Annotated in this window: 24 protein-coding genes and 1 pseudogene; 17 read left to right on the plus strand and 8 right to left on the minus strand. The window is 66.6% G+C overall.

What is annotated here, in order from left to right:
* Positions 1-105: 105 nt before the first annotated feature.
* A pseudogene (locus ABQZ09_RS18740) lies at positions 106-1,179 on the minus strand (IS3 family transposase).
* Between the two features lie 220 nt (positions 1,180-1,399).
* Between ABQZ09_RS18740 and ABQZ09_RS18745 the strand changes: the two are divergent.
* The 4 genes from ABQZ09_RS18745 (at position 1,400) to ABQZ09_RS18760 (ending at position 6,007) form a co-directional block, all read left to right on the plus strand.
* Positions 1,400-1,900: a TspO/MBR family protein gene (locus ABQZ09_RS18745; protein WP_166745208.1), complete on the plus strand. Its 501-nt coding sequence runs from the start codon at positions 1,400-1,402 to the stop codon at positions 1,898-1,900.
* A gap of 330 nt (positions 1,901-2,230) precedes the next feature.
* On the plus strand, positions 2,231-2,398 hold the full coding sequence (locus ABQZ09_RS18750) for a hypothetical protein (protein ID WP_228313952.1): 168 nt from the start codon (positions 2,231-2,233) through the stop codon (positions 2,396-2,398).
* A 91-nt stretch (positions 2,399-2,489) separates the two neighbouring features.
* The gene (gene thrA / locus ABQZ09_RS18755) at positions 2,490-4,997 is read left to right on the plus strand and encodes a bifunctional aspartate kinase/homoserine dehydrogenase I (RefSeq protein WP_349777624.1); all 2,508 of its coding nucleotides are present in this window, start codon (positions 2,490-2,492) and stop codon (positions 4,995-4,997) included.
* Positions 4,998-5,038: 41 nt separating this feature from the next.
* Entirely contained in the window at positions 5,039-6,007 is a 969-nt protein-coding gene (locus tag ABQZ09_RS18760; protein WP_349777644.1) for a homoserine kinase, read from the plus strand.
* 71 nt (positions 6,008-6,078) lie between these two features.
* Here ABQZ09_RS18760 and ABQZ09_RS18765 read toward each other — a convergent pair whose 3' ends face one another.
* A complete protein-coding gene (locus tag ABQZ09_RS18765; RefSeq protein ID WP_228313885.1) occupies positions 6,079-6,393 on the minus strand; it encodes an EthD family reductase in 315 nt (104 codons plus the stop codon).
* Between the two features lie 159 nt (positions 6,394-6,552).
* Between ABQZ09_RS18765 and thrC the strand changes: the two genes are divergently transcribed.
* Both thrC and ABQZ09_RS18775 read left to right on the plus strand, forming a co-directional pair.
* On the plus strand, positions 6,553-7,857 hold the full coding sequence (gene thrC, locus ABQZ09_RS18770) for a threonine synthase (RefSeq protein ID WP_349777625.1): 1,305 nt from the start codon (positions 6,553-6,555) through the stop codon (positions 7,855-7,857).
* A gap of 102 nt (positions 7,858-7,959) precedes the next feature.
* Positions 7,960-8,703 carry a murein L,D-transpeptidase catalytic domain family protein gene (locus ABQZ09_RS18775; protein WP_184374195.1) on the plus strand — a complete coding sequence of 248 codons (744 nt, stop codon included), beginning with the start codon at positions 7,960-7,962 and terminating at the stop codon, positions 8,701-8,703.
* A 74-nt stretch (positions 8,704-8,777) separates the two neighbouring features.
* On the opposite strand, the gene ABQZ09_RS18780 is transcribed toward ABQZ09_RS18775, so the two are convergent.
* The gene (locus ABQZ09_RS18780) at positions 8,778-9,443 is read right to left on the minus strand and encodes a Crp/Fnr family transcriptional regulator (protein ID WP_228313949.1); all 666 of its coding nucleotides are present in this window, start codon (positions 9,441-9,443) and stop codon (positions 8,778-8,780) included.
* 207 nt (positions 9,444-9,650) lie between these two features.
* Here ABQZ09_RS18780 and hisS point away from each other — a divergent pair, with 207 nt between their 5' ends.
* The 11 genes from hisS (at position 9,651) to ABQZ09_RS18835 (ending at position 20,878) form a co-directional block, all read left to right on the plus strand.
* Complete coding sequence (gene hisS / locus ABQZ09_RS18785; RefSeq protein WP_349777626.1) at positions 9,651-11,060, plus strand: histidine--tRNA ligase; 1,410 nt, start codon at positions 9,651-9,653, stop codon at positions 11,058-11,060.
* Between the two features lie 600 nt (positions 11,061-11,660).
* Positions 11,661-11,987, plus strand: a complete 327-nt coding sequence (locus tag ABQZ09_RS18790) for a YerC/YecD family TrpR-related protein (protein ID WP_047696305.1) — start codon at positions 11,661-11,663, stop codon at positions 11,985-11,987.
* Between the two features lie 9 nt (positions 11,988-11,996).
* On the plus strand, positions 11,997-12,911 hold the full coding sequence (gene hisG, locus ABQZ09_RS18795) for an ATP phosphoribosyltransferase (RefSeq protein ID WP_039564177.1): 915 nt from the start codon (positions 11,997-11,999) through the stop codon (positions 12,909-12,911).
* Positions 12,908-14,203, plus strand: a complete 1,296-nt coding sequence (gene hisD / locus ABQZ09_RS18800; protein ID WP_349777627.1) for a histidinol dehydrogenase — start codon at positions 12,908-12,910, stop codon at positions 14,201-14,203. The genes hisG and hisD overlap by 4 nt, the downstream gene beginning before the upstream one ends.
* Positions 14,200-15,291 (plus strand): histidinol-phosphate transaminase, encoded by a 1,092-nt coding sequence (hisC, locus tag ABQZ09_RS18805; RefSeq protein ID WP_349777628.1) that lies wholly within the window; start codon positions 14,200-14,202, stop codon positions 15,289-15,291. Before hisD ends, hisC begins: the two co-directional genes overlap by 4 nt.
* A complete protein-coding gene (gene hisB, locus ABQZ09_RS18810; RefSeq protein WP_349777629.1) occupies positions 15,288-16,415 on the plus strand; it encodes a bifunctional histidinol-phosphatase/imidazoleglycerol-phosphate dehydratase HisB in 1,128 nt (375 codons plus the stop codon). The genes hisC and hisB overlap by 4 nt, the downstream gene beginning before the upstream one ends.
* Positions 16,412-17,014 (plus strand): imidazole glycerol phosphate synthase subunit HisH, encoded by a 603-nt coding sequence (gene hisH, locus ABQZ09_RS18815; protein ID WP_039564180.1) that lies wholly within the window; start codon positions 16,412-16,414, stop codon positions 17,012-17,014. Before hisB ends, hisH begins: the two co-directional genes overlap by 4 nt.
* Entirely contained in the window at positions 17,011-17,745 is a 735-nt protein-coding gene (gene hisA / locus ABQZ09_RS18820) for a 1-(5-phosphoribosyl)-5-[(5-phosphoribosylamino)methylideneamino]imidazole-4-carboxamide isomerase (RefSeq protein ID WP_228313893.1), read from the plus strand. Before hisH ends, hisA begins: the two co-directional genes overlap by 4 nt.
* Positions 17,739-18,515 carry an imidazole glycerol phosphate synthase subunit HisF gene (hisF, locus tag ABQZ09_RS18825; protein ID WP_039410238.1) on the plus strand — a complete coding sequence of 259 codons (777 nt, stop codon included), beginning with the start codon at positions 17,739-17,741 and terminating at the stop codon, positions 18,513-18,515. The genes hisA and hisF overlap by 7 nt, the downstream gene beginning before the upstream one ends.
* Positions 18,505-19,125 carry a bifunctional phosphoribosyl-AMP cyclohydrolase/phosphoribosyl-ATP diphosphatase HisIE gene (hisIE, locus tag ABQZ09_RS18830; RefSeq protein WP_228313894.1) on the plus strand — a complete coding sequence of 207 codons (621 nt, stop codon included), beginning with the start codon at positions 18,505-18,507 and terminating at the stop codon, positions 19,123-19,125. The genes hisF and hisIE overlap by 11 nt, the downstream gene beginning before the upstream one ends.
* 166 nt (positions 19,126-19,291) lie before the next feature.
* Entirely contained in the window at positions 19,292-20,878 is a 1,587-nt protein-coding gene (locus tag ABQZ09_RS18835; protein ID WP_228313895.1) for a calcineurin-like phosphoesterase C-terminal domain-containing protein, read from the plus strand.
* A 403-nt stretch (positions 20,879-21,281) separates the two neighbouring features.
* Here the strand turns inward: ABQZ09_RS18835 and ABQZ09_RS18840 are convergent, their stop codons facing one another.
* From ABQZ09_RS18840 to ABQZ09_RS18860, 5 genes are all read right to left on the minus strand, one after another.
* Positions 21,282-22,301 carry a C13 family peptidase gene (locus ABQZ09_RS18840; protein WP_349777630.1) on the minus strand — a complete coding sequence of 340 codons (1,020 nt, stop codon included), beginning with the start codon at positions 22,299-22,301 and terminating at the stop codon, positions 21,282-21,284.
* Between the two features lie 206 nt (positions 22,302-22,507).
* Positions 22,508-23,206, minus strand: coding sequence for an acireductone synthase (mtnC, locus tag ABQZ09_RS18845; RefSeq protein ID WP_039410249.1), 699 nt, complete (start codon positions 23,204-23,206; stop codon positions 22,508-22,510).
* Positions 23,207-23,208: 2 nt separating this feature from the next.
* On the minus strand, positions 23,209-23,775 hold the full coding sequence (locus ABQZ09_RS18850) for a 1,2-dihydroxy-3-keto-5-methylthiopentene dioxygenase (RefSeq protein WP_039410252.1): 567 nt from the start codon (positions 23,773-23,775) through the stop codon (positions 23,209-23,211).
* A gap of 35 nt (positions 23,776-23,810) precedes the next feature.
* Entirely contained in the window at positions 23,811-24,464 is a 654-nt protein-coding gene (locus ABQZ09_RS18855; protein WP_039410254.1) for a methylthioribulose 1-phosphate dehydratase, read from the minus strand.
* A 303-nt stretch (positions 24,465-24,767) separates the two neighbouring features.
* The gene (locus ABQZ09_RS18860) at positions 24,768-26,198 is read right to left on the minus strand and encodes an amino acid permease (RefSeq protein WP_349777631.1); all 1,431 of its coding nucleotides are present in this window, start codon (positions 26,196-26,198) and stop codon (positions 24,768-24,770) included.
* Between the last annotated feature and the right edge of the window lie 60 nt (positions 26,199-26,258).

A 26,258-nucleotide genomic window follows, 5' to 3' on the forward strand; every position in this document is an offset into this window, starting at 1 on the left:
TTCTTCACGTCCAATCTCCTTCGGTTAGGGAATTGGACTCCAAACTGGCGTGCTACTCAAAATTGGGGGGACGTCGCATTTAACCCACCCCCGATAGCAGGGCCATCAGTCGGTAGAGATTTCGACCTCTTTCGGCGCCAGGGAATTCGCTTGGGACCCGTGTTCTCGGGCGAATTCCGCAGGGGTTCTCCATGCCAGTGCACTGTGGGGCCGCTCCTCGTTATAGAAGCGCCGCCACGCTTCGATTTTGCTCCGTGCATCGGCTAGGGACAAGAACCAATGCTCGTTCAGGCATTCCTGTCGCAGCCGGCCGTTGAAGCTTTCCACCATCGCGTTGTCCGTCGGCGTGCCACGTCGGGAAAAGTCCAGCTCTACGCCGTTTTCATACGCCCAGCGGTCCATCACCTTGCCGGCAAACTCACTGCCGTTATCCACTTTGATCGCTTCCAGCTTGCCTCGTTGAACGACCAGTCGCGCCATTGCGTCGGTGACATCGTCAGCGCCCAAGGAGTGATCCACGACGATATCCAGGCATTCATGCGTGAAGTGGTCCAGCACCGGCAGCAGCCGGAAGCGACGGCCATCGAACAGCGCGTCACTGACGAAGTCCATGCCCCACAGCGTGTTGGGCGCCGTGGCCACCTTGATCTGTTGCCGGCGACGACTACTGCGACTACGTCGCGGGCGACAATGCCGCAACGACAGGCCTTCTTCCTTGTAGATGCGATGCACACGCTTGTGGTTGTCCCGCCAGCCTTCGCGCCGCAGCATGACCAACACGCGTTCGCAGCCATAGTGGATGCGCGTCTGCGTGATCTCGCGCATCCGCAAGCGGATCGCGCTGCAGTCGCGCACCTTGGCTTTGTACGAAAACGCCGAGCGCGACATCGCCACGATCCGCAACGCGTCGTTCGCTCACGCCGAAGCGCTCTCTCAAGCGGGCAACCCAGCTGCGCTTCTGGGGGCGCCATTAGAGTTTTTTTGTGACCACCTCCTGGAGCATCGCCTTGTCCAGGCTCAGGTCGGCAACCAGCTGCTTGAGCTTGCGGTTTTCCTCTTCCAGCACGCGCAGGCGCTTCAGTTCGGAGGGGCCGAGCACACCGTATTTCTTGCGCCACACATGAACGGCGCCTCCGCGATGCCCATCTTGCGGCACACCTCGCCAACCGCCATCCCCAGCTCGACCTAATTGAGCACGTACGCGATCTGCTCTTCGGTAAAACGCGACTTCTTCATCGCCTGATCCCTCGTGATCCACGGGGCCCATGCGGGGCGAAGTCTCTACTTTACGTTGGCACGGTTTATCGGGGGTGGGTCAACAAATGGTCGACCCTCTTACGCGTCGCCTGCACAAGTGGTCTGCCACGCTAGTTGCTGTTGATCTCAACCCATCACGGTCATGACGCAGGACATCTCGAAAAAATCACAATGGTTTGGACTCTTGGGCTGGCTGGCGCTGTGTTACGCCGTCGCCGGATTGGGCGCGTTGGCGTCTATCCAGGCTGCCAGCTTCTATGCCGAGTTGCAGCGTCCAGCATGGGCGCCGCCGGGGTGGTTGTTCGGGCCGGTATGGACTGCGCTGTACGGGATGATGGCGGTGGCGGTCTGGTTGGTGTGGCGGCGCGGGGGCTGGGCCGGGGCGCGCTTGGCGTTGAGCATGTTTGTCTTGCAGCTGGCGCTCAACGGACTATGGAGCTGGTTGTTCTTTGCGTGGCACATGGGTGCATGGGCCTTCGCCGATATTGTGGTGCTGTGGCTGGCACTTGCGGCAACGATCGGGTTATTTGCGAAGCGGGACCCGGTGGCCGCGTGGTTGTTGGTGCCCTACTTGGCGTGGGTGAGCTTTGCGGCCGCGCTCAACTATTCGGTGTGGCAACTCAATCCTCAGGTGCTTGGCTGATCTCTGTGCTGACCATGCTGATTTGCACCGGCTGACGCAGCAATGGCGACGGCCTGTCACGTGACGCGAAGTGACCTGTTGCTGGACACGAAGTGGCACCGGTAGCGATCCGATGCAATCGCGCGTAAGCGATCTGTTAGCTGCATCGCATTGGCCGGGTCGCACGACGGCATTCATCCATGTTCGAAACCTGCGCAGCGCCGCCTGCCGAGGCGGCTCGAAAAGTTTCCATGGCAATCAATTGTTTGCGAGCGGGCCGCTTAAATCTTTGAGCCACAAGGTTTTCTGCCCGGGACTGTGGCAGCAGGCGCATGCCTATTGACGCACTGCTTGACAGGCCTCGGCCCGGTGATGTCTTTTGCAGGCATGGGTAATGCCTTCGCCACCGTTTCGCTTCTCTGCCAGCCGCTGCTGCGGGCGGGCACGGGCGTGGCCGGTATTACCACCACCATTACCACCGTCACCATTTGCCCGGTGCGGCCCGTCGTCTTCGCGTAACTTCCGAAAACAACGGCCCCGCACCCGGATCAGGATGCGGGGGCCTCCCTCTCACCTGAAGCGGACGGGGCCTCCCTAACGAGGTCTGTCGATGTCATCGCTTGCTGTTTCGCTCGACCCTGCCGCCGCGCCGGCGCCATCCCACCGCACCGTGGTGCACAAGTTCGGCGGCACCTCGGTGGCCGATGCCGAGCGGTATCGGCATGTGGCGCAGTTGTTGCTTGCCCGCGACGAGACGGTGCAGGTCACCGTGGTGTCGGCGATGAAGGGCGTCACCGATGCCTTGATCGAACTGGCCGAGCTGGCCGCAAAAGATCGCCCCGAATGGCGCGAGCGCTGGCACGAAACCCGTGCGCGCCATCGCGGTGCGGCGGTGGCCTTGCTCGGCGAGCATTCCGGGCCAACGGTGGAATGGCTGGACGAGCGCTTCGAGCATCTGTCGCAGATCCTGGGTGCATTGGCGGTGATCGGCGAGTTGCCGCGTGAGGTGCTGGACCGCGTGCAAGGCCTGGGCGAGGTGTATTCGGCGCAATTGCTGGGCGACCACTTCCGCGCCATCGGCGAAGACTGCGCGGTGCTGGACGCGCGCGACGTGCTGGTGGTCAATCGCGGCGAGCTGGGCGTGGATGTGGACTGGGACGTCAGTGCGCAGCGCCTTACCACGTGGCGGCAGGCGCATCCGCAAACGCGGGTGGTGGTGACCGGGTTTGTGGCACGCGATCGTGCCGACCGCATCACCACGCTGGGGCGCAACGGCAGCGATTACTCGGGTGCGATCTTTGCGGCGCTATTCAATGCCGACGAGTTGCATATCTGGACCGACGTAGATGGCGTGCTGTCTGCCGACCCGCGCGTGGTACCCGAAGCAGTGCAACTGGAAACCCTGAGCTACGACGAGGCCTGCGAGCTGGCGTATTTCGGTGCGAAGGTGGTGCACCCGCAGACGATGTCGCCGGCCATCGAGCGCGGCTTGCCGATCATCATCCGCAACACCTTCCAGCCCGAACATCCGGGTACGCGCATCACCGCCAGCAGTGCGGTGAGCGGGCCGATCAAGGGGCTGACGCTCAGCCCGGATCTGGCGGTGCTCAATCTGGAAGGCACCGGCCTGATCGGTGTGCCGGGCACGGCCGAGCGCGTGTTTGCAGCGCTGCGCACGGCGCAGGTCTCGGTGGTGATGATCTCGCAGGGCTCGTCGGAGCATTCGATCTGCTGCGTGGTCAAGCAGCACGAGTCCGAGCGTGCACGCAACGCGTTGTTGCAGGCGTTTGCGCATGAACTCACGGTCGGCCAGGTGCAGCGCGTGCAGCTCACCACCGGCATCAGCGTGCTGGCGGCGGTGGGCGATGGCATGGCCGGGCAGCCGGGCGTTGCGGCGCGTCTGTTCGAGTCGCTGGGGCGTGCGCAGGTCAATATCCTGGCGATTGCGCAAGGCTCGTCGGAACGCAATATCTCGGTAGCCATCGATGCGGCGCATGCGACCAAGGCCTTGCGCGCGGCGCACGCCGGCTTCTGGCTGTCGCCGCAGACCTTTTCGGTGGGCGTGATCGGGCCGGGCAATGTCGGCGCGGCGTTGCTGGATCAACTGCGCATCGCGCAACCGCAGTTGCTGGGCAAGGCCAACCTGGATCTGCGCCTGCGTGCGGTGGTGTCGCGTGGGCGCATGCTGCTGGATGAGCGCGGTCTGGTCGGCGACTGGCGCGATGCGTTTGCATCGGCCGCTACGCCGACTGACCTGAAGCGCTTCACCACGCATCTGCTGTCCGCGCATTTGCCGCACACGGTGATCATCGATTGCAGCGGCAGCGCCGAAGTGGCCGACCGCTACGCAGGCTGGTTGGCGGCCGGCATCCATGTGGTGACGCCCAATAAACAGGCCGGTTCCGGCCCGCTGGCGCGCTACGAGGCCATTCGCGCAGCGGCCGATGCCAGCGGTGCACGCTTCCGTTACGAGGCGACCGTCGGCGCCGGTTTGCCGGTGATCACCACGCTGCGCGATCTGGTCGATACCGGCGATGCGGTGACCTCGATCGAAGGCATCTTCTCCGGCACGCTGGCCTGGCTGTTCAACAAATACGACGGCAGCGTGCCATTCGCCGAACTGGTGACGCAGGCGCGCGGCATGGGCTATACCGAGCCAGACCCGCGCGATGATCTGTCCGGCGTGGATGTGGCGCGCAAGCTGGTGATCCTGGCGCGCGAAGCAGGGCGCGCGATCAGCCTGGAAGACGTGCAGGTCGAAAGCCTGGTGCCGGAAGCATTGCGCCAGGCCAGTGTGGACGATTTCATCGCGCGCCTGCCCGAGGTGGATGCGGCCTTTGCGCAGCGTCTGGCCGATGCGCGTGCACGCGGCAATGTGCTGCGCTATGTGGCGCAGCTGCCGCCCGACCGCGCGCCCAGCGTGGGCCTGGTCGAGCTGCCGGCCGATCACGCATTCGCCAACTTGCGTCTGACCGACAACGTGGTGCAGTTCACCACGCGCCGCTATTGCGAGAACCCGTTGGTGGTGCAGGGACCGGGTGCCGGGCCGGAAGTGACCGCCGCCGGCGTGTTCGCCGATCTGCTGCGCGTGGCGGCGGGCGAGGGCGCGCGGCTGTGACGCAGGCAGTTGTCGGCCAGACCGGTCTGAGCCAAGCAACGGTGGCGCGTGCGCACAACAGTGATGCCGCTTCTGTCGGCAACCACGGGTTGCACGAAGCGCGCGCCTTCGCGCCGGCATCGGTTGCGAACGTGGCGGTGGGATTCGACCTGCTCGGTTACCCGATCGATGGCGTCGGCGACACCGTCACCGTGCGCCGCATCGAAGAGCCTGCAGTGCGCATCGCGGCGATTCGCGGCACGACCGTGGCGCTACCACTGGATGCCGAACGCAATACCGCAGGCGCTGCGTTGATGTCGCTGCGCGCGGCCGTGCAGCTGCCTTACGGGTTTGAAATCGAGATCGACAAGGGCATTGCGCTGAGCTCGGGCATGGGGGGCTCTGCTGCCTCGTGCGTGGCGGCGTTGGTGGCGGCAAACGCGCTGCTGGCCTCGCCGCTGGAGGACCACCAGCTCTACCAGCACGCGCTCGATGGCGAAGCGGTGGCCAGCGGCAGCCGGCATGGCGATAACCTGGGGCCGCTGTTTTTGGGCGGATTGGTGTTGTGCACGCTGGAACGTCTGGTGCCGATCGCGGTACCGGCCGCCTGGCATAGCTTGCTGGTGCATCCTGATGCAGCGCTGGAAACGCGGCGCGCGCGCGAGGCCCTGGCCGGGGCGTATCAGCTGCGCGAGTTTGTCGCGCAGAGCACCAACCTGGCCCTGGTGCTGGCCGGTTGCCATGCCGGCGACGCGAGTCTGGTACGCGCCGGCCTGCGCGATGTGCTGATCGAGCCGCGTCGTGCACCCTTGATTGCCGGCTTCGCGCAGGCCAAGCAGGCGGCGCTGGAGTACGACGCGTTGGGCGCCAGCATTTCCGGCGCCGGGCCAAGCGTGTTTGCCTGGTTCGAATCGCGCGCCGCTGCAGACGCTGCAGCACCGGCCGTGCAGGCCAGTTTTGCTGCCGCCGGCTTCGATAGCCAGGCGTGGGTATCGCCCATCGCCAGTCCTGCGGCGCGGTTGCTCGGATGACGCTACCTGCCTGCCTGCCGCTTGCACTGGCTGTGCGCTGTCGCGCGAGGCGTTACGGCGCTGCGCTTGCCTTACGCGACCACCACTTCGCTGATCTGCGTCACCGGCGTGAGGTCGGTGTAGTTGGCGATATCGCCGAGAATCTCGGCCGCGTGCGGGCCAAAGCTCGCGTTGAAGGTCTCCACCGAATCGCAATAGATGTGGCACATGCCGATGAAGGCCGGGGGGCTGCCGGCTTCGCCACCGCTGATGCCTTTGTCCACGGTGTATTTCAGACAGGCCGCGCCCATGCGCGCGCTCACCAGTGGCATGTGCTGGTCGCGGTAGTAAGCGTGGTCGAAGCGCGCGCCTTCGCGGTAGGGGTACATCACGCTGACCTTGATCATCTGCCGGCTCCACGGAAAGGTGCGCGCAGCATAGCGTCGCGCCGGTGGGGGGCGGATGACGCGCAGGACACGCACCCGCACTGCGCCACTCCCGCGTCTTTCCTCATCTCTGTTGTCGCCGGGCAGCGCCCGGTCTCCCTTTTGCCTGGAGTCACGCTGATGTTCATTTCCACCCGTGGCGGCGCGCCTGCCGCAAGCCTGAGCCAGGCCATCGCTGCCGGGCTGGCGCCCGATGGCGGCCTGTATGTGCCGCAGTCGCTGCCGCCGGCGCGCACGCTGACGGCTGGCGTCGATCTGGCGACCACGGCCAGCAAGCTGCTGCAACCGTTTTTCGAAGGCGATGCGCTGGCGGCGGAACTGCCGGCCATCTGCGTCGAGGCGTTCGATTTCCCGGCGCCGTTGGTGCCGTTGGCCACGCCCGGCGACTACGCGCTGGAGCTGTTCCATGGGCCGACCGCCGCGTTCAAGGATTTCGGGGCACGCTTTCTGGCCGCCTGCCTGACCCGCCTGCGCCGGGAAGAGGATCGTCCGCTCACCATCCTGGTGGCCACCTCCGGCGATACCGGCGCGGCGGTGGCGGCGGCCTTTCATCGGCAGCCGGGCCTGCGCGTGGTGGTGCTGTACCCGGATGGCCGGGTGTCGCCGCGGCAGGCGCATCAGCTGGGCTGCTTTGGCGACAACATTCAGGCCCTGCGCGTGGCCGGCTCGTTCGACGACTGCCAGGCGATGGTCAAGCAGGCCTTGAACGATGCGTCGCTGCAGGCACAGGTGCCGCTGAGTTCGGCCAACAGCATCAGCCTGGGCCGGCTGCTGCCGCAGATGAGTTACTACGCGCACGCGGCCCTGCAGCACCATGCGGCCTTTGGTAGCGCGCTGAATCTGGTGGTGCCCACCGGCAACCTGGGTAACGGGCTGGCCGCGATCCTGGCACGTACGCTCGGGGTACCGTTGGGCACGATCGCGCTCGCGTCCAACGCCAACCACGTGCTGCCGGATTACTTCGCCGGCGACGACTACGCTCCGCAACCCAGCGTGGCGACCCTGGCCAATGCCATGGACGTGGGGGCGCCCAGCAACTTCGAGCGCCTGCGCTGGCTGTATCGCGGCGACGACGCCGCGCTACGCGAGGCGTTCCGTGCCTTGTCGGTGGACGATGCAGCCATCCGCCATACCATCCAGCAACGCTACGCGCGCTATGGCGAGGTGCATTGCCCGCATACCGCCACCGCGGTGCATGTGCTGGAGCAATTGCGCGCGGAGGGCGCCGAGGGCGTGACGGGTGACTGGGCCGTGGCTGCCACGGCGCACCCGGCCAAGTTCGAGGCCGTGGTGGAGCCGCTGATCGGTCGCGGGGTCGAGGTGCCGCCGGCGCTGGCGGAGCTGCTGCAACGCCCGGCGCATGCCGAGGCGCTGCCGCCGGACTACGCGGCGTTCCGGCAGCGCCTGCTTGCGGACGTGGCCTGAGCCGAACGCGTTCAGCCGGCCGGGGTTGGAAAGTGCCGCGCTTGGGGCTATTTGTAGCGGGTGCGGCCCCGGCGTGGTGCCGCGTCTGATGTGGATTGCTGCATGTCTTATCGAGTGATTGCCGTTGCCGCCGCGCTCTGCGGGTGGGCAACGGCGGGGACGGCCATGGCGGCCGATGCCATGTCTGCCTCTGCGGTGCCGCCGTTGGGTGCACTGCGTGCCGGCCTGATCGATGCCCTGGCGCGTCAGGCGCCGTCGCTGGACCGCCAGGTGCTGGCGCTGGCCACCGAGGCCTTGCAGTGCGCGCGGCAGCGCCAGCAGGTGGGCGCCGAGCGGGTGCTCAGCGTCATCGATTACAGCCGGCCCTCGACCGAACGCCGCCTATGGGTGTTCGATCTGGACCGGCAACGCTTGTTGTTCCAGGAGTGGGTGGCGCACGGGCGCAACACGGGCGAGAACCTGGCGGCGAAGTTTTCCAATGCCGACGGCAGTTTCCAGTCCAGCCTGGGGGCATTTACCGCGCAGGAGTCGTATACCGGCCATAACGGCTACTCGCTGCGGCTCAAGGGCCTGGAGCCGGGCTTCAACGACCATGCGCGCGACCGCGCCATCGTCATCCACGGCGCGCCCTACGTCAGCGAAGCCATCATCCGCAGCCAGGGCCGGCTGGGCCGGAGCCTGGGCTGCCCGGCCGTGCGGCCGGCGGTGGCCCGGCAACTGATCGATACCTTGCGCGAGGGTGCCTTCGTGTTTGCCTACTACCCGGACCGCGCCTGGTTGCGTCAATCGCAACTGCTCAGCAGCGGTTGCGGCGGGTCGGTGGCGGGGACGGTGGCCGGGCGCTGACTGACGGTGTGCGGGGTGGCAGCGGCAGGCGGCTTGCGATCAGCGTGAGGCGCAGCGGCGCTGTCGGTCAGCCCTCACACCGTATCGCCGGCCAGGCTGCGCAACGCGGCGTAATCCAGGATCTGCACCAGGTGCAGCTGCGGTAGCGCGATCAGCTGCTGCTGCCGCAGCTTGGTGAAGGTACGGCTCACCGTTTCCATGGTCAGCCCGAGATGGTCGGCGATGTCGCCGCGGCTCATCGGCAGCGCCACGGTGTCGCCGCTGGCGCCGGGCTGGCTGGAGCGTGCGGCCAGGCGGAGCAGAAAGTGCGCCAGCCGCTCACTGGGCTGCAGGCGTGCCAGCAGCAGGCCGGTGTCCTGTGCAGCGGCAAGTTCCATGCTGGCGCGTTGCAGCAGCTTGCGCTCCAGCTGCGGGTAGCGATCGCGCAACTGCCGCATCTGCGCCAGCGGCGTGCGGCAGACGCGGGTCTCGACGATGGCCTCGATGTCGTGACGGTGCTGCGGGGTTTCGGTCAGCCCCACGTAGTCGCCTGGCAGCACGAAGCCGGTGATCTGGCGGCGCCCGTCGGCCAGGGTGCGCACCATGCGCAGGGCGCCGGAGGTGACGGTGTAGACATGGTGGCGCGCCTCGCCGGCGCGCACCAGGGTGCTGCCAGGGGAATAGCCCGAGGCGCTGGTGACTTGCTCGAGTGCGTCCATTTCCTGCGCCGACAAGGCCGCGCAGACCGCGCGGCCGCGCACCGCACAGAGCGTGCACTCGGAATGACGTGCGTCGCTGCCGGCCGCCGCGCTTGGGGTGGGGCAGGTCACGCTGAGGTCTGAAAGCTGCCGGTACATGGGTCACGCACTGCCTGGGACGCGTGTGAATGATACGCCATGCGGTCAGCGCGGCCGCCCAACCGGTAGAATTGCCGGCTCGCCCCCAGTCGTCATGCAGGAGTTTCGCTCGTGATCAAGCCCCGTACGCCGCCCGGCATCATGGAATTGCTGCCACGCGAGCAGATCGCGTTCCAGCGCATGCTGGACGTCATCCGCCGCAATTACGAGCGGTTCGGGTTCCTGCCGGTCGAAACGCCGGTGTTCGAGCTGTCCGATGTGTTGCTGACCAAATCCGGCGGCGAGACCGAGCGCCAGGTGTACTTCGTGCAGTCCACCGGTGCGCTGGCCAATGCCGCCGCTGCGGCCGATGAAGGCGGCGAGGGCGGGCTGCCTGAGCTGGCGCTGCGTTTCGACCTGACCGTGCCGTTGGCGCGGTACGTGGCCGAGCACGAGCACGACTTGAGCTTCCCGTTCCGCCGCTACCAGATGCAGCGCGTGTATCGCGGCGAGCGTGCGCAGCGCGGGCGTTTCCGCGAGTTCTATCAGTGCGACATCGACGTCATCGGCAAGGACGCGCTGAGCATCCGCTACGACGCCGAGGTGCTGGCGGTGATCCACGCGGTGTTCGCCGAACTGGGCATCGGCGACTTCAAGGTGCAGTTGAACAACCGCAAGCTGCTGCGCGGCTTCTTCGAAAGCCTGGGCGTGGCCGAGGGCGAGCTGCAGCTGGCGGTGCTGCGCGAGGTCGACAAGATCGACAAGCGGGGCGCCGATTACGTGCGCGACACGCTGACGGGCGAGGGCTTCGGCATTGCCGCCGAGCAGGTTGCCAAGATTCTCGCCTTCGTGGCGGTGCGCTCGAACGGGCACGCCGATGCGCTGGCGCAGCTGCAGGCGCTGGAAGCCTCGGTCGACGCCAGTGCCGCGCTGGGCGAGGGCATTGCCGAATTGCGCGAAGTGCTCGAGCTGGTCAAGGCGCTGGGCGTGCCGGAGAGCGCGTACTGCCTGAATTTCTCCATCGCGCGCGGGCTGGACTACTACACCGGCACCGTCTACGAAACCACGCTCACCGACCACCCGCAGATCGGCTCGATCTGCTCGGGCGGCCGTTACGACAGCCTGGCCAGCCATTACACCAAGTCCAAACTGCCGGGCGTGGGCATCTCGATCGGCCTGACCCGCCTGTTCTGGCAGCTGCGCGAGGCCGGCCTGATCCAGGGCATCGCCGAAAGCAGCGTGCAGGCCATGGTGGCGCTGATGGACGAAACCCGCCTGGACGACGCGCTGGATATCGCGCGCCGGCTGCGTATCGGTGGCATCAACACCGAAGTGCAGATGGAGCCGAAGAAGGTCGGCAAGCAGTTCCAGTACGCCGCCCGTGCCGGCATCCGCTTCGTGGTGCTGGCCGGCGACGACGAGCTGGCACGCGGCGTGGTGGCGGTGAAGGACCTGGTGCGCGAGCAGCAGTTCGACGTCGCCCGCGACGAACTGGCGAGCACCTTGCAGGTGGAGCTGGAGCAGGCCAAGGTGATGCCGTAAGGCAGGGTGGTTGTCGCTGGTTTTTCAGTGGCCGGCGCACGCAATTCAGCCTGTGAACTGAGGGCGGTGCTGCACGAGGTCTCGCCCCCATCCGCCCTACGGGCACCTTCCCCCGCAGGCGGGAGAAGGGCAGCGGGTCTTCGCCGCGGTCTAGACGGCTTGCGTTGCTCCCTTCTCCGGTGGACATAAGAGGGCAGCGGGTGTCCTCCGCCGCATCCGAGGCGCCTTGCCTTGCTCCCTTCTCCGGTTGACGGGAGAAGGGCAGCGGGTGTCCTCCGCCGTGCCCAAGGCGCCATGGATTGCTCCCTTCTCCCGTTGACGGGAGAAGGTGGCGCGCAGCGCCGGATGAGGGGCGTTGGGGCTTTCCTGCAACTTAGCTGAGAGGCCGGGACGCAACGCCTCACCCAGGCAGCAGCTCGGGCACCTTCCCCGCAGGCGGGGCAGGGCAACTTGTTCGGCCATCCTTGCAGCAACGCAAGAGCAGGCGAGCGCAACGCCGCATGACGGCACACCAACCGAACCGTCCTACTGTCACCACCCCAGCAGGTGACAAGCGCCATCATTTGCGTTAATGTACTAACACGCTATTACATTAACGCGATGAAACAACGCCCAGCCCCCCGCGAAAGTACCGACGTGGCCGCCTCCCTCAAGATGCTGGCCGACGCACTGGCCTGCCTGACCGAGCCCGGCGCGGTCGAAGCCTTCCTGCGCGATCTGTGCACACCCGCCGAACTGGAAGCCATGGGCGACCGCTGGCGGGTGGTGCCCTTGCTGGTCAAGGGCGTGCCGTATCGCGAGATCCACGAGCTGACCCAGGTCAGCGTGACCACCATCGGGCGCGTTGCGCGCACGCTGGAACACGGCGCCGGCGGCTACGCCGAGGCCCTGCGCGAGCAATCGTCGCGCCCTGTCGAATCCCACTGAGAGAACCACATGAGTGCTTCCACGGCAGCACCGGCACGTGACCGGTTGCGTATCGCCATCCAGAAGAGCGGCCGTCTGGCCGAGCCCGCGCGCAGCCTGCTGGCCGCCTGCGGGCTGAGCTGGCGGCAGAGCCGCGACAAGTTGTTCTGCTACGGCGAATCGCTGCCAGTGGACTTGCTGCTGGTGCGCGACGACGACATCCCCGGTCTGATCGCCGATGGCGTCTGCGACCTGGGGATCGTCGGCCAGAACGAGCTGGACGAGCAGGCCTCGGCACGTCGTCGCGCTGGATTGCCAGCCGCCTACCACGCGGTGCGCGGCGTCGGTTTCGGCCAGTGCCGGTTGATGCTGGCCGTGCCGGAAGACTGGGAGTGGCAGGGCGTGGCGCAACTGGCGGGCAAGCGCATCGCCACCAGCTACCCGGCGATCCTGGCCGACTGGCTGGAGCGGCAGGGCATCGATGCGGCGGTGGTCGAGCTGTCCGGCTCGGTGGAAATCGCTCCGCGGCTGGGTACCGCCGATCTGATCTGCGATCTGGTCTCCAGTGGCGCCACCCTGGCCGCCAACCAGCTCAAGCCGGTGGAGCTGGTGATGGAAAGTGAAGCGGTACTGGCTGGCGCCGTGCGCGAGCCGGCGGACGCACGCGCAGCGCTGCTGGCGATGCTGCTGCGGCGCATGGACGGCGTGCTCAAGTTGCGCGATAGCAAGTTGCTGATGTTCCGCGCCGAGCAGACCCATGTGGATGCGCTGCGCCGGTTGCTGCCCGACGCCGACCCGCTGGTGCAGTTGCCCGACGACGGCAACGGCGCGCTGCGGCTGCAGACCATGTGCCACGGCGCGGTGACCTGGCAACGGTTGGAAGAGCTCGAACGCGCAGGTGCGCAAGGCTTGATGGTGTTGACGGTGGAGCGCTCGCTGGCATGAACATTCTCGATTGGTCCCAACTCGACAGCGCCGCGCGCACCGACACATTGACGCGCCCGGTGCAGACCGTGGCCACACAGACGCGCGACACGGTGGCTGCACTGATTGACGACGTGCGCGCACGTGGCGATGCCGCATTGCGTGAGATCACCGCACGCTTCGATGGCGTGTCGCTGCAGAGTTTTATCGTCAGCGAGGCCGAATTTGCCGCTGCCGAGGCCGCGGTGGCCCCCGAACTGCGCCAGGCCATGCAGGACGCGGTGGCGCGGATCGACACCTTCCACCGCGCCGGCATGAGCGCCGGCTATGCCGTGGAAACTGCGCCGGGCGTGGTCTGCGAAAAGATCGTGCGCCCGATCGGGCGGGTCGGGTTGTATGTGCCGGCAGGCAGCGCACCGTTGCCGTCGACGGCGCTGATGCTGGGCGTTCCCGCACGGCTGGCCGGTTGCCGCGAGGTCGTGCTGTGCACGCCGCCGCGCAAGGACGGCAGCGTGGACCCGGCGGTGCTGGTGGCCGCGCAGCTCACCGGCGTGCGCCGCGTGTTCAAGCTGGGCGGTGCGCAGGCGATCGCGGCGATGGCCTATGGCACCGAGTCGGTGCCAAGCTGCGACAAACTGTTCGGCCCGGGCAACAGCTTTGTGACCGAAGCCAAGCAGCAGGTGGCCCAGTCCGGCGCAGCCGCGATCGACATGCCGGCCGGTCCCTCCGAAGTGCTGGTGATTGCCGATGCCGGCGCGCAGGCGGCGTTCGTTGCGGCCGACCTGCTGTCGCAGGCAGAGCACGGCCCGGACTCGCAGGTGTTGCTGCTGTCCGACAGCGACGCCTTGATCGATGCGGTGCAGGTGCAGCTGGACGCGCAACTGGCCCAGCTCTCGCGTGCCGACATCGCACGCCAGGCCTTGGCGCAGTCGCGGCTGATCAAGGTGCAGACGCTGGACGACGCCTTTGCGATCAGCAACCGCTATGCACCCGAGCATCTGATCCTCGCGCTACGCGAACCGCGCGCATGGCTGGCGCAGGTCGAAGCGGCCGGCTCGGTCTTTCTCGGCGATTACACGCCGGAAGCACTCGGCGACTATTGCAGCGGCACCAACCATGTCCTGCCGACCAGCGGTGCGGCGCGCGCGTACAGCGGTGTTAGCGTTGCCAGCTTCCAGAACATGGTGAGCGTGCAGGCCGCGAGCAAGGCCGGTATCGACGGCATCGGTGAGTGCGCATTGATTCTTGCGCGCGCCGAAGGCCTGGATGCCCATGCCAATGCGGTGGCCCTGCGCATGGGAGTGGCAGCATGAGCACGTCCTCGATTCTGGATCTGGTGCGCGAGGACCTGCGCGCATTTGCCGGGTATTCGTCGGCGCGCACCAGTGCGCTGCAGGGCGATGTCTGGCTCAATGCCAATGAATCTGCCTGGGAGAACCCGGCCGATCCCGGTGGCAGCACGCGACGCTATCCCGACCCGCAGCCCAAGGGCCTGCGTGGCGCGCTGGCCGCGCTGTACGGCTGCGCGCCCGAGCAGCTGCTGATTGGCCGTGGCAGCGACGAAGCGATCGATCTGCTGGTGCGCGGACTGTGCGTGCCGGAGCGCGATGCGGTGGTGGTGACGCCGCCGGTGTTCGGCATGTATGCCGTGTGCGCACGGCTGCAGAACGCGCCGCTGGTCGACGTGCCGCTGGTCGATGGGCCCGACGGGTTCCACGCGGATATCCCGGCAATCATCGAGGCAACGTTGGCCGCGCGTGCCAAGTTGGTGTTCCTGTGTTCGCCTTCGAATCCGGCCGGCTCGGCGATCGGCCTCGAAGAGATCGAAACCGCCTTGCAGGCATTGCAAGGCAAGGCGCTGGTGGTGGTCGACGAAGCCTACGGCGAGTTCTCCGATGTGCCGTCCGCAGTGAGCCTGCTTGCGCGCTACGACAATCTCGCGGTGCTGCGTACGCTCTCCAAGGCGCACGCGTTGGCGGCGGCGCGTATCGGTACGCTGATCGCCAATGCCGAGTTGATTGCCTTGCTACGCCGCTGCCAGGCGCCGTATCCGGTGCCGACGCCGTGTGCCGCGATGGCCGAGCAGGGCTTGTCTGCACCGGCGCTGGAGGTCACACGTCGACGCATCGCGGAGGTTCGTACTGAACGCGAGCGCATGCACAAGGCGCTTGCGCAGCTCGCCGGCGTGCGCCAGGTGTACCCCTCGCAGGGCAACTTCCTGCTGGTGCGCTTCGACGATGCCCAAGCCGCATTCCAGGCGCTGCTGGAGGCGGGCGTGGTGGTGCGCGATCAACGCGCAGTGCCGCAGCTGCACGATGCATTGCGCATTACCCTGGGCACGCCGGAACAGAACGTGCGCGTGCTGACGGCACTGCATACCGCACAGGAGGCTGCCGCATGACCCCGATTCTTTTTGTCGACCGCGACGGCACGCTGATCACCGAGCCGGCCGACTACCAGATCGACGCCTACGAAAAGTTGCGCTTCGTCGATAATGTGATTCCGGCCATGCTCAAGTTACGCGACGCCGGCTATCAGTTCGTCATCGTCACCAATCAGGACGGCCTGGGCAGCGAAAGCTACCCGCGTGCGTCCTTCGACGGCCCGAACAATCTGATGCTGCAGATCTTCGCCAGCCAGGGCATCGAGTTCCGTGACGCGTTGATCGACTGCAGCTGGCCGGCCGACAACGCCCCCACGCGCAAGCCCGGCATCGGCCTGATGGTGCCGTATCTGCAGGACCGCACGATCGACTGGGCACGCTCGGCGATGGTCGGCGACCGCATCACCGACATCCAGTTCGCGCAGAACCTCAATATCCGCGGTTTTCAGCTGCGTACCGACGAATTCGGCGGCGAGTGGGACTGGCCTGGCATCGCCCATGAGCTGGCCGATGCGCCGCGGCGCGCGGTGGTTCAGCGCAACACCAAGGAAACCAAAATCCGCGTCGAGCTGGACCTGGACCGCGTCGCCGAACCGCACACCGCCACTGGCCTGCCGTTCTTCGACCACATGCTGGAGCAGATCGGCAAGCATGGCGGTTTTGCGCTGGACATCCGCGCCGACGGCGACCTGCATATCGACGAGCACCACACCATTGAAGACACCGGCCTGGCGTTGGGTCAGGCGCTGCGCGAGGCGCTGGGCAACAAGCGCGGGATCGGCCGGTATGGGTTCGATCCGGTCGAAAGCCCCTGGCTTGCAGCAGGGCCGGGCGCGCAGCATGGCTTCACGCTGCCCATGGACGAAACCATCGCCAGCGCCGCGCTCGACTTCAGTGGCCGGCCGTATTTCGTGTTCGAAGGCGACTTCAAGCGCGAGCGCGTGGGCGACATGCCCACCGAGCTGGTACCGCATTTCTTCCGCTCCATCTGCGATGCCTCGGGCTTGAATCTGCATCTGAGCGTGCGTGGCGAGAACGATCACCACAAGGTGGAAGCTTGTTTCAAGGCACTTGCACGCGCATTGCGTCAGGCGATCCGCCGCGAAGGCAACGCGCTGCCGTCCACCAAGGGTGCGCTATGACCGATGTCGCATTGATCGATGCCGGTGGTGCCAATCTGGGTTCGGTGCGTTATGCGCTGGAGCGGCTGGGCGTGGAGGCGCGGCTGGTGCGCGATGCGGCGGGCCTGCAAGGCGCCGAGCGGGTCATCCTGCCGGGCGTGGGCGCCGCACCGGAAGCCATGAAGCGCCTGCGCGCACAAGGCTTGGTCGAGCCATTGCGGCAGCTGCAGGTGCCCTTGATCGGTATCTGCCTGGGCATGCAGTTGCTATTCGAGCGCTCCGAAGAAGGCAATGTGGAGTGCCTTGGGCTGGTGCCGGGCATCGTGCGCCATATGACTCCGGCACTGGGCATCCGTGTCCCGCACATGGGCTGGAACCAGCTGGTGCCAATGCGCGACTCGGCGCTGCTTGCCGGCCTGCCGGAGCGCGCCAGCGCCTATTTCGTGCATGGCTACGCCGCGCCGGTGACGGCCGATACCGTGGCCGCCTGCGATCACGGAGGCCTGTTTACCGCCGTCGTGCAGCAAGGCTTGCGGTGCGGCGCGCAGTTCCATCCCGAGCGCTCGGCCGACACCGGTGCACGCATCCTGCGTAATTTTCTTGAGATGAGTTTCCCATGAGTTTTACCGTCTATCCGGCGCTGGATATCCGCAACGGCCGCGTGGTGCGCCTGCTGCAGGGCGATTACGCACGCGAAACGCAGTACGGCGACGACGTATTGCCGCGCGCGCAGGCGTTTGCCGATGCCGGCGCGCAGTGGATGCATCTGGTCGATCTGGATGCCGCCAAGGCCGGCGGCTACACCCTGGCAGCAACCCTGGGCGAGATCGCGCGCCAGACCGGCCTGCAGGTGCAGACCGGCGGCGGCGTCCGTTCACGTGACGATGTGGCGCGCATCCTCGATGCCGGCGCGGCGCGTGTGGTCATCGGCTCGCTGGCGGTGCGCGAGAGCGACACCGTGATCGGCTGGCTGCAGGAGTTCGGCGCCGACCGCTTGACCATTGCGCTGGATACGCGCCAGGACGCGCACGGCGTGTGGCAACTGCCGGTACATGGCTGGACCGAAGCGGCCGACGCCACGCTGGATCACCTGGCGGTGCGTTACGCGCAGGCCGGCCTGCAGCACCTGCTGTGCACCGACATCGCGCGCGACGGCATGTTGTCCGGCCCCAACATGACGCTGTACGCGCACCTGCGCGGGCTGGTACCGCAGCTGCAGGTGCAGGTGTCCGGCGGTGCACGCCATCTGGCCGACGTGGTCGCTGCCAAGGCTTCCGGGTGCGCCGGCATCGTGCTGGGCAAGGCCTTGCTTGAAGGACACCTGGATCTCAACGAGGCATTGGCATGCTGAGCCGCCGCATCATTCCATGCCTGGACGTGCGCGATGGCCGCGTGGTCAAGGGCGTCAAGTTCCGCGACCATATCGACATGGGCGACATCGTCGAGCTGGCCCTGCGCTATCGCGCACAGGGCGCCGATGAGTTGGTGTTCTACGACATCGGTGCCAGCCCGGAAGGCCGCTCGGTCGACTACACCTGGGTCGAGCGCGTGGCGCGGCTGATCGATATCCCGTTCTGTGTTGCTGGCGGCATTGGTGATGTGGAAACGGCGCGTGCGGTGCTGCACGCCGGTGCCGACAAGATTTCCATCAACTCGCCGGCACTCGGGCGCCCGCAGCTGATCTCCGAACTGGCCGACGCCTTTGGCGTGCAGTGCGTGGTGGTGGGCATCGACTCCATTCGCGAGGAAGACGGCCAATGGCGGGTGCGTCGCTATACCGGCGACCCGAGCAAGACGCAGGCCTTGCCCATGCGCACGCTGGACTGGGTTGCCGAAGCGCAGCGCCTGGGTGCCGGCGAGATCGTGCTCAACTGCATGGACAACGACGGCGTGCGCCGCGGCTACGACCTTGCCCAGCTGCGTCAAGTGCGTGCGCTCTGCCGGGTGCCGTTGATCGCCTCCGGCGGCGCCGGCGAGATGCAGCATTTCGCCGACGTCTTCGACCAGGCCGATGTGGACGGCGCGCTGGCCGCCAGCGTGTTCCATAGCGGGGCCATTCCCATTCCGGAGCTCAAGCAGTTCCTGCGCGCGCAACAGATCGAGGTACGTGATGGACAGTGACACCGTGGCAACCGGCGACGCCTTGCAGGCGCTGGACTGGAGCAAGGGCGACAGGCTGTTGCCGGTCGTCGTGCAGGACGCCGACACCCTGCGTGTGCTGATGCTGGGCTACATGAATGCCGAAGCGCTGGCGGTGACGCAGCAGCGTGGCGAAGTGACCTTTTTCAGCCGCAGCAAGCAGCGGCTGTGGACCAAGGGCGAGAGCTCGGGCAATGTGCTGCGCGTGGTGACCATCGAAGCCGATTGCGACGCCGACACCTTGCTGGTGCTGGCCCATCCGCACGGGCCGACCTGTCACCTGGGCCGTACCAGCTGCTTCCCGAATGCGCCGGGGCAATTCCTGGGCAGCCTGGATGCGCTGATTGCCACGCGCGAGCACGAGCGCCCGCATGGCAGTTACACCACCAAGCTGTTCGAGCAGGGCATCCGCCGCATCGCGCAGAAGGTGGGCGAGGAGGGTGTGGAAACCGCATTGGCAGGCGTGGTGCAGGGCGATGCCGAACTGCTCGGCGAATCGGCCGACCTGCTGTATCACCTGATCGTGCTGCTCCGCGCGCGTGGGCTTGGCCTGAGCGACGCGGTGGCATTGCTGGAGTCGCGGCACAACTAACGCAGCGCCGTAGGAGCGCACCCGGGCGCGACAGGGCTTTACCAGCAAGGCCAGTCGCGCCCGGGTGCGCTCCTACGGTGCGTTGCAGGACACGTAATTTCCCGGGTCTGCACCGCGCGGCGGGCCGGCGGGTACAATTTCCGCCGGTCTTGCCGCGGTACACCACATGCAGCTTCGCTTCGCTCTATTGGCCCTAGGGTTGCTTGGGGGCAGCGCGTACGCACGCGACGTCATGGTCGATGGCACCGTCTACGAAGAGCGCGACGGGCGTGCCGGCCGCAGTGCGGATGAGCCGGGTCTTGCCGGTATTGCGGTGTCCAACGGTGAGCAGATCGTGCGCACCGATGCACAGGGGCGCTACCGCCTGCCGGTGCGCGATGGCCAGACGGTGTTCGTGATCAAGCCGGGTGATCGCCGCTTTGTCCCTGCCGCCGACGGGCTGCCCGGGTTCTGGCGCCACTATGCGCCGCGCGGTTCGGTGACCCACAAGTATCAGGGCATTGCATCCACCGGCCGCACCACGCAGGGCTGGGATTTCGCACTGACGCCGCGTGCGGACGCTGGCGGCAACGGTTTCGACTTGCTGGTGTTCGCCGACAGCCAGACCGCCAGCCTCACCGATGTGGGCTATTACCAGCGCGATATCGTGGCACCGCTGGTCGGCAAGACGTCCGCGCGCCTGGGGACCACGCTCGGCGACATCGTCAACGACGATCTGAGCCTGTATCCGGCCCTGAACAAGGTCACGACCCAACTGGGCGTGCCCTGGTTCCACGTGCCCGGCAATCACGACCTCAACATCGATGCCGGCGACGATCTGCAGTCGCTGGACAGCTGGCGCGCGGTCTATGGCCCGGACACGTATGCGGTGGAAGAAGCCAATGCGAGCTTCGTGTTTCTGGACGACGTGATCTACACCCCCGGCGGCAAGCCGGCGTATGTCGGCGGCCTGCGCGAGGACCAGTTCGTGTTCCTGCAGCACTACCTGGCGCAGGTGCCGCGCGAGCGGCTGCTGGTGCTCGGCATGCATATCCCGCTGTTCGATGCGGCGCCGGGGCAGGAGACCTTTCGGCATGCCGATCGCAGCCGTCTGTTCGCGCTGCTGAAGGACTTCCCGCATGTGCTGGTGCTCAGTGCGCACAGCCACACGCAGCGGCACGTCGATCACGGCGCCGACGAAGGCTGGCACGGCGCACGCCCGCTGCACGAATACAACGTGGGTGCGGCCTGCGGTGCGTTCTGGTCGGGGGTCAAGGACGCCGACGGCATCCCCGATGCGACCATGAGCGACGGCACGCCCAACGGCTACGCGGTGCTGAACGTGGCGCCGGATGGCAACTACACCCTGGCCTACCACGCGGCACGCGCAGCCGACGACGCGCAACTGCTGCTACATGCACCCAAGGTGCTGCGACAGGGCGCGTATCCGGCCTGGGGCATCTACGCCAATGTGTTCATGGGGCAGGACGATACCCGCGTGGAGATGCGCATCGACAACGGCGCATGGCAACCGATGAAACGACAGGAGCGCGCCGACCCGCGGCTGCTGGCCGAAAACGTGCGCGACGATAGCGCTGACCGGCTACGTGGGTACGACCGCTCGCCGGAAGCGACGCCCTCCACACATCTGTGGCGCGGCGTGTTGCCGACCACTCTGGAGGTGGGCGAGCACCGCGTGGACGTGCGCGCGCACCTGCCCACCGGGCAGTACGGTGCCCACACGGTCTATCGCCTGCAACGCGCCGATCCGTAAATGCCGGTGTGATGGCCTGGCGCACGGAGGTGCGTTGGTTCGTGGCCACGCGTGCTTATGATCGAGGGCCCGCACGTGGCACCGTAAGGTTGGGTGCGTGCGTGGCATCGTGCGAATCGGTCAGGCAGCGCGGTGAGGCCTGTGTTGCCGGCCGCGCTAGCGCGCGACGCAGTGCTCCGTTGGCCGCGCCCCAAGGCTGCTGGCCACGCGCATGCGCCTGTGCAGCGAACGGGCAGGCACCACCCCGGTGGCACAAACACAAACGCCTCCACAAGGGAGGCGTCTCAGGACCCGGGCTGGCAGGCGTCGGCGCGCTGGCGGGGATCTGTGCTGGCTGGCAGAAGCTGGCTGGCCCGGCGAGTGTAGCGAGGCCATCGAATTGCCGACGAAATGAGAATTAGTCTCAGCCTTTCATGGCCGAAGGTGGCGATCGGGCCATTGGAGCAGACGTCGGCGGGGTCGTCCCCTTGCCGACGTTGCTGCTGGCGTCCGGGCTGCTGCCGCTGCCCGGGTCACCGTCGTTGGCCGGCTCGGCGTCGGCATCCGGATCTACGTCGACCGGCGGATACGGATAGGCGAGGGCAGGCCCAAGCCGCAACCCTGCGCGCCAGCGCGCCAACACCGGTGCGATGCGCTTGCCGAGCGATTGCTGCGGCAACGAGGGCAATTCGCCGTCCTGCTTTTCGCGCGCGGTGATGGCAGCCCTGGCCATGTCGAAGGCCGCAAGCGGGTCGTCGCTGCGGTTCATCGCATCGATCAGCCAGGCCTGGCCGAAGTAGGTGGCGTTGGACGTATTGCCGCAGCCGAAGGACGGCCGATCCGCGCGCGCGGCGGTCAGGATCACGGTGTCCGGCGAACGCAGCGCCGGGATGAATCCGCCCGAATAACAGGCCGACAGCACGATGATGCGGTTGCCGACGCCGGCATCGTCCAGCGCGGTGCGCAGATCCTGCGGGCTGATGAAGTCTTCTTCGTTCTGGTCCACCTGCACGTACAGCGTGTGGTCTTCGGTGCCGTGCGTGGTCACGAACAGCAGCAGCGCATCTTCCTTGCGGTCCATGCGCTTGCCGATGGCGGCCAGCGTGTCGTAGAGATTGTCGTAGGTCGCCAGTGGCGCGTACGGATGCTCGCCCAGGTTGTCCGGGTTGTTGACCAGCGTGACCACGCGGCCGCGTGCGTAGAAGCGTTGCTCGAACAGTTGCTTGAGGTAGAGCGTTTCGTTGCGGAAGACATCGTCGCTGGCATCGCCGGCAAAGCCGACTACATACAGATCGGTCACGCCCGGGCGCTGCGGCTGCACCGCCGCCAGCGCCTTGGCAAGTGCGGCCTGGTCGATCGGGTCCGCCTCGGCCGCCGCGTTCGCGGCCGCGGGCGGCAAGGCCGCGCCGGCATCGGGGTGGCACCCGGCCACCAGGACGGCCATGGCCAGGAGTGCCAAGATCCGACGAGGCAAGCGGTGCGCCGGCGGCAGGGAATGGACTCTCAAAAACAACGCCGATGCCTCTCGAAGACGGATGAACACAGCGCTCGACCAAGGCGTCTTGTCGCGCAATTGCTGCGTCAAGCGGAATCGGCCTTGCGCACACCGGCTACGTTGCGAGCAGCCGGTGTGCGCAATGACGCCACGTTTCAGAACACCAGCTGCGAGAAACTCTCCACGCGCTGGTGGCTGCCGACATCGTCGGCCGAGCGCGGCGTGGGATAGTCCTCCAGGCGGTCCAGCAACGCGGTGCGCATGCCGGCGCGCTTGGCCGCGTCGAGTTCTTCGATCACATCCGACAGGAACAGGATCTCCGGCCCCGGTACGCCGATGCGCTCGGCAATCCGGCGGTAGCTGGCGCTCTCGCGCTTGGGCCCCACCTCGGTGTCGAACCAGTCGGTGATCAGGCCGCTCAGATCGCCGGCGTCGCTGTGCGCGAAGAACAGCTTCTGCGCCGGCACCGAGCCGGACGAATACACGTACAGCGGGATGCCTTGCGCATGCCAGGCCTGCAGCTGGATCGCCGCATCGGCGTAAATGTGCGCGGTGAAATCGGCAGTCTTGTAGCCATCGCCCCAGATCAGCCCCTGCAGGGCCTTGAGCGCGGTGTGCTTGCGGTCCTCGTCGATCCAGGTCTGCAACGTGGTGATCAGCACGTCGTCCGGCACGTCCTCGCCGATCTCGTCGGCCACCTGGTTGAGCCAGTGGCGCACCTGCGGATGATTGCCGTGCTCGCGTACATACGCGGGCATGGCGCGGCGTGCATACGGAAACAGCACGTCCTTGACGAACGAGATGCTGCTGGTCGTACCTTCGATATCGGTGAGGATCGCGTGCGGTCGTGTCATCGTCAGCTGGCCTTGTGAGGTTTCTCGGGGGCGTAGCGGGGGAATTGTTTGGCGATTTCGGTGCCGGTGAAGTGGCCGACCCAGCCATCCGGCTCGGTGAAGAAGCGGATCGCCACGAAGTGCGGCTCCGGCCCCATGTCGAACCAGTGCAGGGTGCTGTCGGGCACGGCGATCAGATCGTCCTTGACGCACTCGATCTCGTAGACCTTGTCGTCCACGTGCAGCGTGAACAGGCCCGAGCCGGCGACGAAGAAGCGCACCTCGTCTTCCTTGTGGAAGTGTTCGTCCAGGAACTTGGCGCGCATTTCCTCGCGCTTGGGGTTGTCCGGCGCGATGCTCACCACGTCCACGGTCTTGAAGCCGCGCTCGGCACTGATGCGGTCGATGTCGGCGCGATAGGCCGCCATCACCTGTTCGGGCGTGGCGCCTGGCTCCACCGGTTCGCTGGCGTGCCAGCGCTCGAAGGTGACGCCGATCTTGACCAGCTCGGCGGCGATCGCATCGCCGTCGCGGCTGTCGAATTCCGGGGTGGTCGGGTTGGTGTCGGCGAAGATACGCAGTCGGCTCATGGCGGTCTGGCTCACGAATGGGGGACGGACGATGATCAGCGCGGGCCGCGCAATTTCAGCAGCTCGAGCTCGCAATGCAGCAGGAATTCGAACGCCTCCAGATGACGACGTGCCTCGGCCATGTTGCGGCCCCAGGCATACAGCCCGTGTCCTTCGATGAGATACCCCCACATGCTCTGTTTGTCCAGCAAGGCCTCGACCTGCGCGGCCAGCACCTGCATGTCCTGGGTATTGGCAAATACCGGCACCTCCACCGCGGTTTCGTGGGTGGTGTTGCCGTCGAAGGCCTTGAGCAACTCGTAGCCTTCCAGCCGGATCACGCCGGGGCCGGCATACAGGCGCGAGGCGATCGTCTGCACCGGCGAATGCGTGTGCAGCACGCAGCCGATCTCCGGAAACCGGCGATACAACTGCGTGTGCAGCAGGGTCTCCGCGGACGGTCGCAGCGGACGGCCGACGGCCTGGCCATCGAAGTCCACCACCATGATGTCTTCCTCGACCAGGCGGCCCTTGTCGCGGCCGGACACGGTGATGGCGGCGTGCTGCTCGTCCAGGCGATGGGAGAAGTTGCTGCTGGTGGCGGGTGTCCAGCCGGCCTGGGCCAGCTCGCGGATATTGCCGATCAACAACTGCGCCAGCTCGTGCAGACGGGCGGCGCTATAGGGCAGGGGGGCAGTGGTCGCATTCATGCGGCTATTCTACTGCCCCACCGGATTACGGTCAGGTGCAGCGCAGCAGGGCGCGTTGCTGCCACGTCCGGGGCGCGAATGACTGACAAATCAAACGCTGGGTCGGTCGAGGGCGCGGTGCCCTCACCGCTTGCGGGACACGCCGTGAACCCGTCACTGGGGCCCTGCAGCCCAGCCGCAGACCAGCAGAACAGGGTCCTGCGACCAGGTCATAGATCAGCCGCCCAGGAGCCGAATACCTGTCACCCGCGCTGCCATACATCGCGCGCGGGCGTTCGTCAGTGGCTGCTGGCGCGCGCGTGCTCAGCGACCGTCGCGCAGGCGACTGTGACGGTAGCCGTAGCCGAAATAGACCACCAGCCCGACCAGCGTCCACAAGCCCATCAGCATCCAGTTGTGCAGCGTCATTGCCGACAGCAGTGCAAGGCAGCTCAGCACGCCGGCACTGCAGATCAGCCACGCCGCCGGCATGCGGAACGGGCGCGGCAGTTCCGGGTGGGTGCGGCGCAGGATCAGCACGCCGGCGCAGACCGCGGCAAAGGCGATCAGCGTGCCCATCGAGGTCAGCTCGCCCAGCACGTCCAGCGGGAACACGGCCGCCAGCAAGGCGATACCGACACCGGTGATGATGGTGTTGATATGCGGGGTGCGGTACTTGGGATGGATACGGGTGAAGATCGACGGCAACAATCCGTCGCGCGCGATGATCATGAAGATGCGCGGCTGCCCGATGATCATCACCAGCACCACCGAGGACAGCCCGATCAACGCGCCTACTTCGACCACCACGCGCAACCAGGCCAGCTGCGGATGCGCTGCTACTGCGGTCACCACCGGCTCGTCGGTGCCGAGCAGCGTATAGGGCACCAGGCCGGTCATCACCGCCGCCATGGCGATGTAGAGCACGGTGCAGATCAGCAGCGACAGCATCATGCCGATCGGCAGGTCACGTTGCGGCCGGTGCGATTCCTGCGCGGCCACCGACACCGCTTCGAAACCGATATAGGCGAAGAACACCATCGCCGCACCGCGCAGCACGCCTTCCATGCCGTACTTGCCCGGGCCTTCGTTGGCCGGGATGAAGGGATGCCAGTTGGCGGTATCGACGTACTTCCAGCCCACTGCGATGACCAGGACGATCAGGCCGGTCTTGAGGATGACCATCGCCATGTTCATTGCCGACGACTTGCGGATGCCCACGTAGCACAGCCAGGTCAGCAACAGCACGATGCCGGCGGCCGGCAGGTTGGCGATCGCACCGGTGGGCTGCAGCTTGCCGTCCAGCGGTGCACTGACCAGCGCGGCCGGCAGGTGGATGTCGAAGTGTTCCAGCAGGCTGAGGAAGTAGCCGGTCCAGCTGACCGCCACTGCCGAGGCGGATACGCCGTATTCCAGTACCAGCATCCAGCCGATGAACCACGCCGCCAGCTCGCCGAAGGTGGCGTAGGTGTAGGTGTAGGCGCTGCCGGACACCGGCACCATCGCTGCGAATTCGGCATAGGCCATGGCGCAGAACGCGCAGCAGATCGCCGCCAGCACGAACGACAGCACGATCGCCGGGCCGGCATGGTCGGCCGCAGCCTGGCCGGTGATGACGAAGATGCCGCCGCCGATCACCGCGCCGATCCCGAGTGCGGTCAGCCCCCAGGGGCCGAGCGCGCGTTGCAGGCCCAGCCCGTCGGCCGCCTCATGGCTGGCGTGCGGGTGTTTGGTGGCCCAAAGTTGTTTGAACATGCAGCAGTTCCGGCTTGGCGCTGAGCGCGATCATTGAACGAGAAGACCGGCGCTGTGCGC

The sequence above is a fragment of the Xanthomonas sp. WHRI 6106 genome (genome assembly GCF_040202405.1).
In the GTDB taxonomy this organism is placed as follows: Bacteria; Pseudomonadota; Gammaproteobacteria; order Xanthomonadales; family Xanthomonadaceae; genus Xanthomonas; species Xanthomonas cannabis.

Bases quoted from the DNA above. Each gene is read 5' to 3' on its own strand.
- ABQZ09_RS18745 (WP_166745208.1), top strand. From the start codon at position 1,400: ATGACGCAGGACATCTCGAAAAAATCACAATGGTTTGGACTCTTGGGC.
- thrA (WP_349777624.1), top strand. From the start codon at position 2,490: ATGTCATCGCTTGCTGTTTCGCTCGACCCTGCCGCCGCGCCGGCGCCA.
- ABQZ09_RS18765 (WP_228313885.1), bottom strand. From the start codon at position 6,393: ATGATCAAGGTCAGCGTGATGTACCCCTACCGCGAAGGCGCGCGCTTC.
- thrC (WP_349777625.1), top strand. From the start codon at position 6,553: ATGTTCATTTCCACCCGTGGCGGCGCGCCTGCCGCAAGCCTGAGCCAG.
- ABQZ09_RS18775 (WP_184374195.1), top strand. From the start codon at position 7,960: ATGTCTTATCGAGTGATTGCCGTTGCCGCCGCGCTCTGCGGGTGGGCA.
- ABQZ09_RS18790 (WP_047696305.1), top strand. From the start codon at position 11,661: ATGAAACAACGCCCAGCCCCCCGCGAAAGTACCGACGTGGCCGCCTCC.
- hisG (WP_039564177.1), top strand. From the start codon at position 11,997: ATGAGTGCTTCCACGGCAGCACCGGCACGTGACCGGTTGCGTATCGCC.
- hisD (WP_349777627.1), top strand. From the start codon at position 12,908: ATGAACATTCTCGATTGGTCCCAACTCGACAGCGCCGCGCGCACCGAC.
- hisC (WP_349777628.1), top strand. From the start codon at position 14,200: ATGAGCACGTCCTCGATTCTGGATCTGGTGCGCGAGGACCTGCGCGCA.
- hisB (WP_349777629.1), top strand. From the start codon at position 15,288: ATGACCCCGATTCTTTTTGTCGACCGCGACGGCACGCTGATCACCGAG.
- hisH (WP_039564180.1), top strand. From the start codon at position 16,412: ATGACCGATGTCGCATTGATCGATGCCGGTGGTGCCAATCTGGGTTCG.
- hisA (WP_228313893.1), top strand. From the start codon at position 17,011: ATGAGTTTTACCGTCTATCCGGCGCTGGATATCCGCAACGGCCGCGTG.
- hisF (WP_039410238.1), top strand. From the start codon at position 17,739: ATGCTGAGCCGCCGCATCATTCCATGCCTGGACGTGCGCGATGGCCGC.
- hisIE (WP_228313894.1), top strand. From the start codon at position 18,505: ATGGACAGTGACACCGTGGCAACCGGCGACGCCTTGCAGGCGCTGGAC.
- ABQZ09_RS18835 (WP_228313895.1), top strand. From the start codon at position 19,292: ATGCAGCTTCGCTTCGCTCTATTGGCCCTAGGGTTGCTTGGGGGCAGC.
- ABQZ09_RS18840 (WP_349777630.1), bottom strand. From the start codon at position 22,301: ATGGCCGTCCTGGTGGCCGGGTGCCACCCCGATGCCGGCGCGGCCTTG.
- mtnC (WP_039410249.1), bottom strand. From the start codon at position 23,206: ATGACACGACCGCACGCGATCCTCACCGATATCGAAGGTACGACCAGC.
- ABQZ09_RS18850 (WP_039410252.1), bottom strand. From the start codon at position 23,775: ATGAGCCGACTGCGTATCTTCGCCGACACCAACCCGACCACCCCGGAA.
- ABQZ09_RS18855 (WP_039410254.1), bottom strand. From the start codon at position 24,464: ATGAATGCGACCACTGCCCCCCTGCCCTATAGCGCCGCCCGTCTGCAC.
- ABQZ09_RS18860 (WP_349777631.1), bottom strand. From the start codon at position 26,198: ATGTTCAAACAACTTTGGGCCACCAAACACCCGCACGCCAGCCATGAG.